The sequence below is a fragment of the Litorivivens lipolytica genome (genome assembly GCF_014191715.1).
Classification (GTDB): domain Bacteria; phylum Pseudomonadota; class Gammaproteobacteria; order Pseudomonadales; family Spongiibacteraceae; genus Litorivivens; species Litorivivens lipolytica.
This window is the reverse complement of the sequence record NZ_JACHWY010000001.1, coordinates 1,094,364-1,108,313: the sequence shown is the minus strand read 5'-3', so window position 1 is coordinate 1,108,313 and position 13,950 is coordinate 1,094,364. Positions and strand designations below refer to the sequence as shown.

Here is a 13,950-nt window from a genome sequence, read left to right as displayed (position 1 = left end):
TATGGATGAACAGTCCGAACTGAATAAACTGCGCCAGCAGATCGACAGTATCGATTCCCAGATTCACGAGCTGCTGAACAAGCGTGCCAGTTGTGCTCAGGAAGTGGCGCGGGTGAAAACCCAGGCCTTCGAGCAGGCGCAGCAGTTCGAATCGGATGCGGATAAGAGCAGCACCCAACAGCTTTTGTTTTACCGCCCGGAGCGTGAAGCGCAGGTCTTGGCCCGCATTCGCGAGGCCAATCAGGGGCCACTGGCGGATGATGCGGTGGCCTATATCTTCCGCGAAATCATGTCGGCCTGTCTGGCGCTGGAAAAGCCGATGGAAGTGGCCTATCTCGGCCCGGAAGGTACCTTTACCCAGGCCGCTGCGCTGAAGCATTTCGGACATGCAGTGATCGGTGTTACCCAGCCTACCATCGAGGCGGTGTTCTCGGCGGTGGAGTCCGAACAGTGCAACTATGGGGTTGTGCCGGTGGAAAATTCCACCGAGGGTATGGTCGCCCATACCTTGGATAACTTTATCAATTCACCGCTGAAAATCTGTGGTGAAGTGGAGCTGCGTATTCGCCTGCATCTTTTAGTGGGCGAGGGCACCTCCAGCGACAATATCAAAAGCATTTGTGCTCACCAGCAGGCGCTGGCCCAGAGTCGCAATTGGCTGGATCAGAACTTCCCCAAAGTTGAGCGCATTGCGGTTAGCAGTAATGCCGAAGCGGCGCGCATGGCCGCCGCGGAGCCGGGTATTGTGGCGGTGGCCGGTGATATGGCAGCGCAGCAGTATTCCCTGTCCAAGCTGGCCTCCAATATTGAAGATCGCGCCGACAATACTACGCGCTTTCTGATTATCGGTCGGGAAAGTGTGCCCCCCAGCGGCAATGACAAAACCTCGATTGTGGTGTCTACCCGCAACAAACCCGGCGCGCTGTTTGGTCTGCTGGAGCCCTTCCACCGTAATGGGGTGATGCTGACCCGCATTGATACCCGGCCGTCGCGCACGGAAACCTGGGCTTACGTCTTCTTTATTGAATTTGAAGGCCACGCGGAAGATGCCGTGGTCAGCACCATTCTGAAAGAAATTGAAGAACATTCCATTTTGTTGAAAGTGCTGGGCTCCTATCCGCGCGCGGCACTGTAATGGGTAGTTGAACGATGTCGTGTGATTTTATTGCGCTGGCTAACGCCGGCGTCCAGGCGCTGCAGCCCTACCAGCCCGGCAAGCCGATTGAAGAGCTGGAGCGCGAGCTGGGTCTGAAAAATGTGGTCAAACTCGCCAGTAACGAAAACCCGCTGGGCGCCAGTGAGATGGCCGTCGAGGCTTGTCGCCAGGCGGCAGAGGGTATGTATCTGTATCCGGACAGCAGCGGTTTCGAGCTGAAAAACAAGCTGTCTGATCGCCTCAAGGTATCTCCCAAGCAGATTACGCTGGGCAATGGCTCCAACGATGTGCTCGACCTGATCGCCCGTGCATTTCTCCAGCCGGGTAGAAGTGCGGTCTTTTCCCAACATGCCTTTGTGGTTTACCCCATTGCGGTTCAGGCCTGTGGCGCCCGCGCCATTGTCACGCCGGCAAAAGACTGGGGGCATGATCTGGATGTGATGGCCGCAGCCATCGAAGACGATACCCGCGTGGTGTTTATCGCCAACCCCAATAACCCCACCGGCACCTGGATCAAAAAGGCCGAACTCGAGGCCTTTCTCGCCAAAGTGCCTGAGAACGTGGTGGTGGTCTTGGACGAGGCCTACGTCGAGTATGTCGACGAGCCTGAATACCCGAACGGCCTCGACTATCTGGCCGGTTACCCAAATGTGATTGTGACCCGCACCTTTTCCAAGGCTTATGGCTTGGCGGGTTTGCGAGTTGGCTATGCGATCTCGTCACCGGAAATCTGTGATCTGCTGAATCGTGTGCGCGCGCCGTTTAATGTGAGCACTCAGGCGCTGGCAGCGGCGGTGGCCGTGCTGGACGATGCGGATTACTTGCAAAAAAGCCGCGAAGTAAACGCAGCGGGCCTCAAGCAACTGGGCGAGGGTTTCGACCAGCTTGGCATTGAGTGGATTCCTTCGGTCGGCAATTTTATCTCTTTCCGGACCAGTAAAAACGGCGAGCCGGTTGATGCTGGCAAGGTCTATCAGGGCCTGCTGCACAAGGGCGTCATCGTGCGACCGGTGGGTGTTTATGACATGCCCAACTTCCTGCGCGTGTCCGTAGGGCTTGAATCGGAGAATGCCCGTTTTCTTGAGGTTCTCCCGCAAGTCTTGGAAGCGTTGTGATTGATCGTCTGGTAATTGTCGGCCTTGGCCTGATCGGAGGTTCGCTGGCGCGGGCCCTGAAAAAGCAGGGCGCGGTCGGCGAGGTCGTTGGAACCGGTCGCCGTGAGGCCTCCCTGATTCGCGGTCAGGAATTGGGGGTGATTGATCGCTGGACGCTGGATCTGGGCGAAGCGGTCAAGGATGCTGATATGGTCGTGATCGCCGCACCGACATTGGCCGCAGAAAAAGTCCTTGAATCCCTTAAGCCCCATATGCGCCCCGATTTGATTGTGACGGATGTTGCCAGCGTTAAAGGTAGTCTGGTCGCGGCTGCCGAGCGCATTTTCGGTGAAGTGCCGCCCCAGTTTGTGCCGGGCCATCCCATTGCCGGTTCCGAGCAGAGTGGGGTGGAAGCGGCTAAAGACGATTTATACGTGGGTCATCGGGTGATTCTGACTCCGCTGCCCAATACCGACGCCAAGGCCTGTGAGAAAGTGCGCACCATGTGGGAAGCCACTGGCGCTGAAGTCGTGGATATGGATGTGGCCGAGCACGATGTGGTGCTGGCGGCGACCAGTCATTTGCCTCACGTGCTGGCCTATGGATTGGTAGATGCGCTGGCCCAGAGCGGTTCGGCGCAGGCGATATTTCGCTTTGCGGCCGGTGGTTTTCGGGACTTTACCCGCATTGCTTCCAGCGACCCGGTGATGTGGCATGACATTGTGCGCGCCAACCGCAATGCGGTGCTGGAATCCATGGATACCTTCACCGAGCATCTGGCGGAACTGCGCAAGGCTATTGAATCTGACGACAGCGGCGCTATTCTGGCCACCTTTGAGCGGGCCAAGAAGGCGCGCGATGAGCAGTTTCTGACGCAATATCAGGTGAAGGGTAAGGGGCAGTAACTTCTATCCCCGTCATTGCGAGGAGAGAAACGACGAAGCAATCTCCAGCTACATGTGCCACACGTGGGGAGATTGCTTCGCTACGCTCGCAATGACGAAAGATATCAGACGGTTTAGTCATTGAACCTATCCCCCGCTAGCAGGCGAGGGCCCACAATTTTCGGAGAGTTACCTTGGATTTTATGGCCAATCCGGGCGGTGCTGTAAATGGCAGTATTCGCGTACCCGGCGACAAATCAATTTCTCACCGCTCCATCATGCTGGGCGCCATTGCCGATGGCACCACCACGGTGGATGGCTTTCTGGAAGGCGAAGACGCACTGGCGACCCTGAATGCGTTCAAAGCCATGGGTGTGAATATCGAAGGGCCTGAAAATGGCCGGGTCAAGATTCACGGCGTGGGTCGCGAAGGTCTGAAAGCACCGAAGGGCGAACTCTATGTGGGCAACAGCGGCACCACGATCCGCCTGCTGTCTGGACTGATGGCAGGCCAGAAGTTCTCGGTCACCATGAGCGGTGATGTGTCTTTGAACAAGCGCCCGATGGAGCGTGTGGCAAAGCCCCTGCGTGAAATGGGTGTGACCGTGGAAACTGCTGAAGGTGGCCGTCCGCCCCTGAAAATTACCGGCAGCAATGCGCTCAAGGCGATTCACTACGATATGCCCATGGCCAGTGCTCAGGTAAAATCCTGTGTCTTGCTGGCAGGTCTGTATTCCACCGGTGAAACCTCGGTCTCTGAGCCGGCGCCGACGCGCGATCACACCGAGCGGATGCTGCGCGGTTTTGGATATCCGGTGATTCGCAAGGGCAATACCGCCAGTCTGGTGGGCGGTCAGCGTTTGCAGGGTATGCATATCGATGTGCCAGCAGATATTTCCTCCGCTGCCTTCTTTATGGTCGCCGCCAGCATCGCGCCAGACTCTGAACTGGTATTGCAGCACGTGGGCATCAACCCCACCCGTATTGGCGTGATCAACATTCTCAAGGCCATGGGGGGCGATCTCACTATCGAAAACAAGCGTGAAGTCGGCGGTGAGCCGGTCGCGGATATCCGTGTGCGTTCGGCCCAGTTAAACGGTATCGAAATTCCTGAAGATCAGGTCCCGCTGGCCATCGACGAATTCCCTGTGTTGTTTGTGGCCGCAGCCTGCGCCGAAGGTAAAACCATTCTGCGCGGTGCCGAAGAGCTGCGGGTTAAAGAAAGCGACCGGATTCAGGTGATGGCCGATGGCCTGCAGGCGCTGGGTATTAGAGCCGAGCCTACCGAAGATGGTATTGAGATCGAAGGCGGCCAGATTGGCGGCGGCGAGATTGAATGCCACCACGATCACCGTATTGCTATGTCTTTTTCGGTGGCCTCACTCCGGGCCAACGCCCCCATCCATATCCGCGGCGCTGATAACGTGGCGACCTCCTTCCCCAACTTTATCGAGCTGGCGGAGCAGGTGGGTATGCGCGTCGAGGTCGCAAAATGAGTGCCCCTTCAAAAGGAGATCCGTCTAAAAGCCCGGTGATTGCTGTCGACGGGCCGAGTGGTTCCGGCAAGGGAACCCTCTGTCAGAAACTGGCCCAGCATCTGGGCTGGTCGCTGCTGGATAGTGGCGCGCTGTACCGGCTGGTGGGGTTGGCCGGCGTCAAGCACGGCATTGCGCTGGATCAGGAAGCGCCGCTGACGGAGTTGGCCAGGGATCTGGATGTGCGTTTTGAGCCGGGTGCTGAAGGCGAACCCACGGCTGTCATATTAGAAGGCGAAGATGTCAGTGACGTGGTGCGCAGCGAGTCCACTGGCGAGCTGGCCTCGCAAGTGGCTGTTTTACCTGAAGTTCGAAAGGCCTTATTGGGCCGTCAGCGGGCTTTTGCTCAGGCGCCAGGACTGGTGGCTGACGGGCGGGATATGGGTACGGTGGTCTTCACCGATGCCGATCTGAAAATCTTCCTCACCGCCAGCGCCGAAGAGCGCGCGGATCGGCGCTATAACCAGTTGATTAATAAAGGTGAAAGTGTTAGCCTTGCCGCCCTTTTGGAGGACATCCGCGCCCGGGACAAGCGAGATTCGGAGCGCAAAGTGGCCCCCCTGAAGCCTGCCGACGACGCTGTAATCATTGATAGCAGCGGCCTTGGCATAGATGACGTTTTCGACCGTGTTCTCGCCGTAGTGCGCGAACGCGGTTTAGTTTAGTGGTCGGCCTGAAAGCCGCCACTTAGGGTTGAAGATTGTGTGATTCCAGCTGGCACCTTTCTTTAGCCGAACCCATTGACCCGCATAAGCTGGATGTGCGGCGAAGAAACGGCAGATTGTCTGCCCCATAGGTATACAACACATGAGCGAAAGCTTTGCAGAACTTTTTGAAGAAAGTTTAAAAACCATCGACATGCAGCCCGGTTCAATCGTTACCGGTGTTGTTATCGATATCGACAGTGACTGGGTCACTGTACACGCCGGCCTGAAGTCTGAAGGCGTGATCCCCCGCTCGCAGTTCCTGAGCGATTCCGGTGAGTTCTCCCTGGAAATCGGCGACGAAGTACAGGTTGCCCTGGAAAGCGTTGAAGACGGTTTCGGTGAAACCCGTCTGTCCCGCGAAAAAGCCAAGCGTGCTGAGGCCTGGAAAGATCTGGAATCTGCCTTCGCTCATGAAGAATCCGTTACCGGTGTTATCAACGGTAAGGTTAAAGGCGGTTTCACCGTCGACATCAACTCTATCCGCGCCTTCCTGCCCGGTTCACTGGTAGACGTTCGCCCCGTTCGCGACACGGCTCACCTGGAAGGTAAAGAGCTGGAGTTCAAAGTTATCAAGCTGGACCAGAAACGTAACAACGTGGTGGTTTCTCGCCGCGCGGTTATGGAGAGCGTAAACAGCGAAGAGCGCGAAGCGCTGCTGGCCTCTCTGCAAGAAGGTCTGGTTGTGAAGGGTATCGTCAAGAACCTGACCGACTACGGTGCATTCGTAGATCTGGGCGGTATCGACGGCCTGCTGCACATCACAGACATGGCCTGGAAGCGTATCAAGCACCCCAGCGAAATCATCAATGTTGGCGATGAAATCGAAGTTCGCATCCTGAAGTTCGACCGCGAGCGCAACCGCGTTTCTCTGGGTCTGAAGCAACTGGGTGAAGATCCTTGGGTTGAAATCACTTCCCGTTACCCGGAAGGCACCAAGACCAACGCCCGTGTTACCAACCTCACCGACTACGGCTGCTTTGCTGAAATCGAAGAAGGTGTTGAAGGTCTGGTACACGTATCCGAGATGGATTGGACCAACAAGAACATTCACCCCTCCAAGGTTGTACAGGTAGGCGATGAAGTTCAGGTGATGGTTCTCGATATCGACGAAGAGCGTCGTCGTATCTCTCTGGGTATCAAGCAGTGTCAACAGAACCCCTGGGATGCGTTTGCTGCCACTTACAGCAAAGGCGACAAGATCAGCGGTGCGATCAAGTCCATCACTGACTTCGGTATCTTCATTGGTCTGGAAGGCAACATCGACGGTCTGGTTCACCTGTCAGACATCTCCTGGCACGAGACTGGCGAAGAAGCGGTACGCAACTTCAAAAAAGGTGACGAGATCGAGACCGTTATCCTGTCTATCGATCCCGAGCGCGAGCGTATCTCTCTGGGTGTGAAGCAGCTGGAAGACGATCCGTTCTCCAACTACGTCAACCTGAACGACAAGGGCAGCATTGTTAAAGGCACTGTGAAAGAAGTGGATGCCAAAGCTGCTGTGATCACGCTGGCCGAAGAGATCGAAGGTGTACTGAAAGCCTCCGAAATAAGCCGTGACCGTGTTGAAGATGCCCGTAACGCGCTGAAAGAAGGCGATGAGGTTGAGGTCAAGATTATCAATGTTGACCGTAAGAACCGCATCATCAACCTGTCTATCAAAGCGAAGGACATTGCCGACGAGAAAGAGGCTGTGAAGAACCTGCGCGAGCAGAGTACTGAATCAGCTAGCCCCGGCACTATCGGTGACCTGATCAAGGCACAGATGGACAACAAGGACTGATATCCTTCGTTCCAGACAAAAGGGCGCTTCGGCGCCCTTTTTCGTTTCTGGGACCTGTTTACACTAAAAACCTTGAGAAATCGGGCAGTTACTACTAATCTTGTAGCGACTTAATGGAAGATCGCTATGACCAAATCAGAATTGATTGACCTGATTGCCGGGATGCAGACCCAGCTTTCACATAAGGACATCGAACTGGCGGTGAAGACAATGCTGGAGCATATGTCGGAAACTCTGGCCACTGGTGAGCGTATCGAGATTCGTGGTTTTGGCAGTTTCTCGCTGCATTACCGGGCGCCGCGTCAGGGGCGCAACCCGAAAACCGGTGAAACGGTTCAATTGCCGGGTAAGCATGTGCCGCATTTCAAGCCTGGCAAGGAAATGCGGGAACGTGTGAATATGGGCCTCCAGAAGAACTGATGCTGGTGAACTCTCTACATAAGCGGTATGGTCATTTGGCCATGCCGTTTTTTTTGGGTGTATGTGATGGGGCTGCTTAAAAAAATCCTCTTTGTTCTGTTCCTGCTGGCGCTGGTGGTATTTGGCTCTGTTTTTGCTATCGAGAATGACGCCAAAGTGCCGCTGGATCTCCTGTTTATGCAGTTGCCCGAGTTGCGGGTTTCAGTCTGGCTGGTGCTGTCGTTTATCGTTGGCGGCGTCGCCGGGCTGGTAGTCTGCGGTCTGAAGTTGCTGAAGCTCCAGACCCAATATCAGGGGGTATGCCGCAAACTCGCCAAGACCGAAAAAGAGCTTACCCAGCTCAAAACCGGTTAATTCTTCCCACTTATGCCTGAATTCGGACAGGTGCTGCTGCTTGTCGTGGCGATCGCCATTGGCTGGTTTCTGGGTCGTCGGCAGCGTCCAAAGTCACCCGCCAGAGACGAGGATGCGACATCCGCGGCGGCCGCCCATTATTATCAGGGGCTCAACTTCCTTCTGCACGAGCAGCCTGATGTCGCTATCGACAGCTTTGTCAGCTCCCTCGAAGTCAATCGCGACACCCTCGAAACCCACCTTGCCGTAGGCAGTCTGCTGCGCCGCAAGGGTGAGGTGGATCGCGCGATTCGTATTCATCAGAATCTCCTGGCACGGCCGAATCTCGGTGGCGATCAGCTGCATCAGGTGCATATGGAGCTCGCCCAGGACTATATTCGCGCCGGGCTGCTGGATCGCGCCGAGCGCATGCTGAAAGATCTTGTGCAGCAGTCTCCGGCGTGGCGTCGAAGTGCACTGCGTCACTTGCTGGCGATCTATCAGGACGAGCGCGAGTGGGATAACGCCATCGATGTTGCCAAAGAGCTGATGCCGAAAAAGGGCTGGCTGCGCGCCGGTGCTCCCGCCGAGGATGATACCCATCGCTGCCTGGCACATTTTTACTGTGAAAAAGCAGAGTTGGCTTACGCCGCCAAGGATCTGCATTCCGCGCGTACTGATCTGAAATTGGCCATGCATTACGATCGCCAGTGCGTGCGTGCCTCCATGCTACTTGGCGAGATCGAACTGGATTGCGGCCATCCTCAGGCAGCGATCAAAGCCCTGAAGCGGGTCTTTACCCAGAATCGCTTGTATATCGGCGAAGTTTTGGAGCTGATGCATCAGGCCTACCGAAAACGGGGCGAAGAGGCGGAGTTTGTTGATTATCTGAAAGCCTGCTACGAGGAATATCCGAGCAGTGCTGTGCTGCTGAAACTGGTAGAATTGCTCGATACCTTGCAGCCCGGTGATCAGGCAGAGTTGTTTCTGGCTCAGCAGTTGAAACGACGTCCGACCCTGAAAGGTCTGCTGCAGGTGATTAATTATCAGGCGCCCAAAGCCAGCGACAGCAACCGTGAAAACCTGACTGTTCTGCAGCGAATGCTTACGGAGCTGTTGCAGGATAAGCCTAGCTACCAGTGTGATCACTGCGGTTTTTCCGGTCACCAGCTGCACTGGCACTGCCCAACCTGCAAACACTGGGGTTGTATCGCCCCCATTCGCGGGGCCGAAGGCGACTGATTACATTGAATAAGTCCCAGAGTTTCGGAGTTCCGCTTGTCTGACATGTCCCCCATTATCGTCGCCCTGGATTTTCCCGATTCAGCTCAGGCCTTAAGCCTGGCAGAGCAACTCGACCCTAAGCTATGTCGAGTGAAGGTCGGGAAGGAATTGTTTACCCGCGAAGGTCCCGTGTTGGTGAAGGCGCTGGTCAATTCCGGTTTTGAGGTCTTTCTGGATCTCAAATTTCACGATATTCCCAATACGGTCGCCGCTGCGGTTGCTGCGGCTGCGGAGTTAGGCGTGTGGATGGTGAACGTCCATGCCAGTGGCGGCCCGCGCATGATGGACGCGGCGCGCAAGGCGCTGGACCCGATGGGTAGCGCAGCTCCCTTACTGACGGCGGTTACCGTACTGACCAGTATGGAGCAGTCCGAGCTGGATCAGATCGGTGTGAATCGCGCGTTGGATGAGCAGGTTTGCGAGCTGGCACTGCTGGCCGAACGCAGTGGTATGGATGGTGTTGTCTGTTCTGCGCGCGAAACCAGTATGCTGCGCGAGCGAGTCGCGAAGGACTTCTGGCTGGTAACGCCCGGCATCCGACCAGCCAACAGCGAGCAGGGCGATCAGCGACGGGTGGCGACACCGGCGGAAGCCGTCAGTAAGGGCAGTGACTACCTGGTTATTGGCCGGCCGATTACCCGCGCAGATTCGCCTTTGGAAGCCCTCAAACAGATTGCGGCAGAGCTTCAGCAGAGCTAGACTGTCAGTGCCGTTGTTCGCAGCGGCGCGCTGCGACGTAGCGATACGTTCAGCAATAACTAAAACAACACAAAGGAGTGTGTTATGAACCCTTCTATCTGGCTGAAACGCCTGTTTCTCTCTTTTATCCTGATCAGCAGCTTTGCCTTTGCTGATATACCCGCCACTGTCAATATCAACACTGCAGACGCCGCTACGCTGGCTGAAGTACTCAGCGGTATTGGCGAAGTCAGGGCTCAGGAAATTGTGAAATGGCGGAGCACTCACGGAAACTTCACGTCTATTGAGCAGTTGGCAGAAGTCAAAGGGGTTGGTGCGCGTGTGATTGAAAAAAATCGCGAACGGATCGTGCTTCAGTAGTTCGCTACGCTCCGTAACAAGCACCAGAAAAAGTCGCCTCCGGGCGGCTTTTTCCGTTCTTTCTGAGCGGCATTTTTGTCTCACCCATTCGGGTTTTGGGCGGTCACAGGCGCTATGCTATTCTGTGCCGACTTTTGATTATCGGCAGGAATAATAATGGCGGTCTGGGATGTTTTTAATGGCGATGCAGATGGTATCTGCTCTCTGGTTCAAATGCGCAATGCCAACCCGTGTGAGAGCACACTGGTTACCGGCGTGAAGCGCGATATCGCTTTGCTATCGCAAGTTGAAGCCACCGCCGGCGACCAGATTACCGTGTTGGACGTGTCGATGGACAAGAATAAAGAGGCCTTGCTCAAGGTTTTAGAGCAGGGCGCTGAGGTGTTCTACTCTGACCACCATTTTGCCGGCGATATTCCTGAGCACAAAAATCTGACCTCGCTCATCAATACCGCGTCGGATGTGTGCACCAGTCTGTTGATCAATGGTCACCTGCAAGGCCAGTACGCGGAATGGGCGGTTACCGGCGCCTTTGGCGACAACCTGAAAAAAAGCGCCATTGCCGCCGCAAAACCTCTGAACCTCACGCAGAGTCAGCTGGATCAGTTAGAAAATCTCGGGATTTACATTAACTACAACGGCTATGGCTCCAATCTGGAAGATCTGCATTTCCATCCAGCCGAGCTGTATCGACAGGTGGCCAATTACGCTTCGCCTTTTGCCTTTATTGAGGATAATCGCGAAGCCTTTGAAAAACTGGAGCAGGGGTATCACGCGGATATGTCATCGGCCGCGAATATTGGCCCGCAGTCAGCCACCGACGCTGCGGCTGTTTTTGTGCTGCCGAATGAGGCTTGGGCCCGACGAGTGAGCGGCGTCTATAGCAATGATCTGGCCAATAGCAGCCCTGACCGAGCCCATGCGGTGCTGACCATCAAGGATAACGGGAACTACCTGATCAGCGTGCGTGCACCTTTGAACAATAAAACTGGTGCAGATGAATTATGTCGACAGTTCCCCACCGGGGGCGGCCGAGCGGCGGCAGCCGGTGTGAATGATTTGCCCGCGGATCAGCTCAGCCAGTTTATCGGGCAGTTTACGGATTTTTTTACTCATCGAAACTGAACGATAACTGGAACTAGACTTTGCTGACTCCTGACGCCATTACCACGCTGCTGGTTATCGCCACCTGCTTCGCCATGCTGAGCTTTACCCGCTGGCCGGTCGATATGATTTTGCTCGGCGGAGCGGCGGTGTTGGTTTTTCTCGGCATTCTGACGCCGGAAGAAGCGCTGGCGGGCGCAGCCAGTGAAGGTTTGGCAACAGTGGCGGTGCTGTTTGTTGTGGCGCAAGCCTTGTCGGATACCGGCGTGGTCAATTGGATTTCCTATAACCTGCTCGGCCGCCCGAAATCCACAGCTGCCGCGCAGCTGCGCTTGATGTTGCCGGTGGCGGCCTTCAGCTCTGTACTCAACAACACGCCGGTGGTGGCCATGATGGTGCCGGCGGTGAGAGATTGGGCGCGGCGCAATGGCTTCTCCAATTCCCAGCTGATGATACCTCTCAGCTATGCCGCCATTATTGGTGGAACCTGTACGATCGTTGGCACCAGCACCAATCTGGTCGTAAACGATATGCTCAAAACCCAGCCGGGTGTTGAGGGTCTTGCGCTGTTTGATCTCGCCTGGGTTGGTGTTCCCTGCGTTCTGGTTGTGATTTTGCTGACCGTGGCGACCAGCCGCTGGTTGTTGCCCGATCGTGGTGGGCAAGTACAGCGTTTTGAGGATGCGCGGCAATACGTTGTGGAAATGTTAGTCGATGCAGGCAGCCCGCTGTGTGGAAAAAGCATTGAAGCGGCGGGGCTGCGGCAATTACCCGGTATGTTCCTGGTGGAAATTGATCGCGACGGACGGGTTCTTACGGCAGTATCACCGCGCGAAGTGCTGCAGGCCAATGACCGGCTGATATTTGCCGGTGATGTGCGCTCAGTGGTCGACCTGAAAAATATTCACGGCTTGCGCGTTGCCGACGATCAGGTATTCAAACTCGATGCCCGTCAGTCAGCGCGAAGCCTGGTTGAGGTCGTAATCTCTCCGAATTTTCCTCACCTCGGGAAAACAGTAAGAGATATGGGCTTTCGCAATCACTACGGTGCAGCGATTATTGCAATTTCCCGCGACGGTCAGCATCTGAAAGTGAAAATCGGTGATGTTGCCCTGCGTCCGGGCGACACGCTGCTGCTCGAAACCCATGAAGACTTTGTTGAAAATCAGCGTTACTCCCGCGATTTTTTGCTTGTCAGTCAGATTGAAAACTCGCGACCAGTGCGTCACGAGCAGCGCGGCACAGCAGCCTTTATTCTGCTCGGCATGGTCGCCGTAGTGGGTACCGGCTTGATGACGATGTTCAAGGCGGTGGTACTTGCGGCCGGTTTGTTGATTCTGACCCGTTGTGTGCGGGTGCGCGATGCCCGGCGCAGTATTGACTGGGAGATCGTGCTGGTCATCGCCGCCTCGATAGCACTCGGTGCCGCCATGGAAAAAAGCGGCGCTGCTCGATCCATAGCGGAAATGATTATAGGTTTGTCCGCCGGCTCACCGGTCGCCTTGCTGGCTGCGTTGTTTGCGCTCACAGCGGCGTTTTCTGCGGTGATTTCGAATATGGCTGCGGCGGTTATTCTCTTTCCGGTAGCCATCGCGGCGAGTCAGGGGCTGGGTATTGCACCTGAGCCGCTGGCGGTAACCCTGATGATTGGCGCTTCAACCTGTTTTATGACTCCCATCGGCTACCAGACTAACCTGATGGTCTACGGCCCAGGCAACTATCAGTTTCAGGACTTTATCAAAATGGGAGTGCCGCTGACGTTAGCAGTGGGGGCCGTTACGGTCGCCGTTGTGCCCCTGATTTGGCCTTTCTAAGCCCCAAAGATAATCGCTTATCCCGTGCGCCCAAGCGCCATGATTGCCTGTAGCTGATTGCGCAAGGTCTCGTGGTTTTTGTAGGGAGCAATGCGAATAGTGATGATCATGGCGCCGATAAACCCCTTCAGGCTTTCGAGGTCCACGACATTACTGGTTTTTTCACGGTATTTTCGATAGGGTTCATCCAGCATCATGCTGAAGTGGTCATCCGTCTGGTTACCGGAAAAATAGGCGGACATGCGGCCAATGTTGGGCCCGGAAACAAGATCTGAGGTGGGGTTCTGGGCATTGAAATTGAGTGCAAAGCACAGCATTTCTTCGACCAGACGGGGGAAATCATTGCGGTAGGGTAGGGTGGCCTCGTACATTCCCTCGAAAAAATCCCCCTGACGCTTATTCATCAGGTTCTGGATAATATCGTCGCGACTATCGAAGTAACGGTAAATAGTCGGGCGAGAGACTTTCGCCTGTTTGGCAATCTCTGAAATGGTGGTCTTGTCGACACCCTTGCGCGTTACGACTTTATAGGTAGCCGAGAGAATATGATTTCTCGCCTGATCTGGGTCGTCGTGACGACTGCGCTTTCCCCAGCGTGTTTCGCCAGCCATGGCCTGCCTCTTGATGAGAGTCTGAGGGGATTATAAGTGAAATTTATTAACTCGGTAAGGCGGCAAGCCCGGATATGCACTTTTATAACGCAAAAACTTTGCCGCGGTTTACGATGCTCGACTTCGGCCTCGCTAGAACCCCAAAAACTTCGCTAAAAAGGGTTATGGG

13 protein-coding genes and 1 pseudogene are annotated in these 13,950 nt (G+C 55.4%); 13 read left to right on the top strand and 1 reads right to left on the bottom strand.

Annotation, left to right across the window (positions count from 1 at the left end):
* Position 1 precedes the first annotated feature (1 nt).
* The 13 genes and pseudogenes from pheA (at position 2) to FHR99_RS05040 (ending at position 13,170) form a co-directional block, all read left to right on the top strand.
* The gene (gene pheA, locus FHR99_RS05100; protein ID WP_183409446.1) at positions 2 to 1,135 is read left to right on the top strand and encodes a prephenate dehydratase; all 1,134 of its coding nucleotides are present in this window, start codon (positions 2 to 4) and stop codon (positions 1,133 to 1,135) included.
* 14 nt (positions 1,136 to 1,149) lie between these two features.
* Positions 1,150 to 2,271 carry a histidinol-phosphate transaminase gene (gene hisC / locus FHR99_RS05095; protein ID WP_183409445.1) on the top strand — a complete coding sequence of 374 codons (1,122 nt, stop codon included), beginning with the start codon at positions 1,150 to 1,152 and terminating at the stop codon, positions 2,269 to 2,271.
* The gene (locus FHR99_RS05090) at positions 2,268 to 3,155 is read left to right on the top strand and encodes a prephenate dehydrogenase/arogenate dehydrogenase family protein (RefSeq protein WP_183409443.1); all 888 of its coding nucleotides are present in this window, start codon (positions 2,268 to 2,270) and stop codon (positions 3,153 to 3,155) included. Before hisC ends, FHR99_RS05090 begins: the two co-directional genes overlap by 4 nt.
* A gap of 60 nt (positions 3,156 to 3,215) precedes the next feature.
* Positions 3,216 to 4,630 (top strand): annotated as a pseudogene (gene aroA / locus FHR99_RS05085) (3-phosphoshikimate 1-carboxyvinyltransferase); the annotation flags it as partial.
* Positions 4,627 to 5,334, top strand: coding sequence for a (d)CMP kinase (gene cmk, locus FHR99_RS05080; protein ID WP_183409442.1), 708 nt, complete (start codon positions 4,627 to 4,629; stop codon positions 5,332 to 5,334). The pseudogene aroA and the gene cmk, both read left to right, overlap by 4 nt.
* Positions 5,335 to 5,476: 142 nt before the next feature.
* Positions 5,477 to 7,156 (top strand): 30S ribosomal protein S1, encoded by a 1,680-nt coding sequence (rpsA, locus tag FHR99_RS05075; protein WP_183409441.1) that lies wholly within the window; start codon positions 5,477 to 5,479, stop codon positions 7,154 to 7,156.
* Between the two features lie 126 nt (positions 7,157 to 7,282).
* Complete coding sequence (gene ihfB, locus FHR99_RS05070) at positions 7,283 to 7,576, top strand: integration host factor subunit beta (RefSeq protein WP_183409440.1); 294 nt, start codon at positions 7,283 to 7,285, stop codon at positions 7,574 to 7,576.
* A gap of 66 nt (positions 7,577 to 7,642) precedes the next feature.
* Positions 7,643 to 7,930 carry a lipopolysaccharide assembly protein LapA domain-containing protein gene (locus FHR99_RS05065; RefSeq protein WP_183409439.1) on the top strand — a complete coding sequence of 96 codons (288 nt, stop codon included), beginning with the start codon at positions 7,643 to 7,645 and terminating at the stop codon, positions 7,928 to 7,930.
* Between the two features lie 12 nt (positions 7,931 to 7,942).
* Complete coding sequence (gene lapB / locus FHR99_RS05060) at positions 7,943 to 9,151, top strand: lipopolysaccharide assembly protein LapB (RefSeq protein WP_183409438.1); 1,209 nt, start codon at positions 7,943 to 7,945, stop codon at positions 9,149 to 9,151.
* A gap of 45 nt (positions 9,152 to 9,196) precedes the next feature.
* On the top strand, positions 9,197 to 9,892 hold the full coding sequence (gene pyrF / locus FHR99_RS05055) for an orotidine-5'-phosphate decarboxylase (protein WP_183410166.1): 696 nt from the start codon (positions 9,197 to 9,199) through the stop codon (positions 9,890 to 9,892).
* Between the two features lie 84 nt (positions 9,893 to 9,976).
* A complete protein-coding gene (locus FHR99_RS05050; protein WP_183409437.1) occupies positions 9,977 to 10,252 on the top strand; it encodes a ComEA family DNA-binding protein in 276 nt (91 codons plus the stop codon).
* A gap of 156 nt (positions 10,253 to 10,408) precedes the next feature.
* On the top strand, positions 10,409 to 11,377 hold the full coding sequence (locus FHR99_RS05045) for a DHH family phosphoesterase (protein WP_183409436.1): 969 nt from the start codon (positions 10,409 to 10,411) through the stop codon (positions 11,375 to 11,377).
* 20 nt (positions 11,378 to 11,397) lie between these two features.
* Positions 11,398 to 13,170 (top strand): SLC13 family permease, encoded by a 1,773-nt coding sequence (locus FHR99_RS05040; protein ID WP_343067399.1) that lies wholly within the window; start codon positions 11,398 to 11,400, stop codon positions 13,168 to 13,170.
* Positions 13,171 to 13,187: 17 nt separating this feature from the next.
* On the opposite strand, the gene FHR99_RS05035 is transcribed toward FHR99_RS05040, so the two are convergent.
* Positions 13,188 to 13,781 carry a TetR/AcrR family transcriptional regulator gene (locus FHR99_RS05035; RefSeq protein WP_183409435.1) on the bottom strand — a complete coding sequence of 198 codons (594 nt, stop codon included), beginning with the start codon at positions 13,779 to 13,781 and terminating at the stop codon, positions 13,188 to 13,190.
* Positions 13,782 to 13,950: the final 169 nt, after the last annotated feature.

Coding starts and splice junctions, on each gene's coding strand:
- lapB (WP_183409438.1), top strand. CDS start 7,943: ATGCCTGAATTCGGACAGGTGCTGCTGCTTGTCGTGGCGATCGCCATT.
- cmk (WP_183409442.1), top strand. CDS start 4,627: ATGAGTGCCCCTTCAAAAGGAGATCCGTCTAAAAGCCCGGTGATTGCT.
- FHR99_RS05045 (WP_183409436.1), top strand. CDS start 10,409: ATGGCGGTCTGGGATGTTTTTAATGGCGATGCAGATGGTATCTGCTCT.
- hisC (WP_183409445.1), top strand. CDS start 1,150: ATGTCGTGTGATTTTATTGCGCTGGCTAACGCCGGCGTCCAGGCGCTG.
- FHR99_RS05035 (WP_183409435.1), bottom strand. CDS start 13,781: ATGGCTGGCGAAACACGCTGGGGAAAGCGCAGTCGTCACGACGACCCA.
- pheA (WP_183409446.1), top strand. CDS start 2: ATGGATGAACAGTCCGAACTGAATAAACTGCGCCAGCAGATCGACAGT.
- rpsA (WP_183409441.1), top strand. CDS start 5,477: ATGAGCGAAAGCTTTGCAGAACTTTTTGAAGAAAGTTTAAAAACCATC.
- pyrF (WP_183410166.1), top strand. CDS start 9,197: ATGTCCCCCATTATCGTCGCCCTGGATTTTCCCGATTCAGCTCAGGCC.
- FHR99_RS05050 (WP_183409437.1), top strand. CDS start 9,977: ATGAACCCTTCTATCTGGCTGAAACGCCTGTTTCTCTCTTTTATCCTG.
- ihfB (WP_183409440.1), top strand. CDS start 7,283: ATGACCAAATCAGAATTGATTGACCTGATTGCCGGGATGCAGACCCAG.
- FHR99_RS05065 (WP_183409439.1), top strand. CDS start 7,643: ATGGGGCTGCTTAAAAAAATCCTCTTTGTTCTGTTCCTGCTGGCGCTG.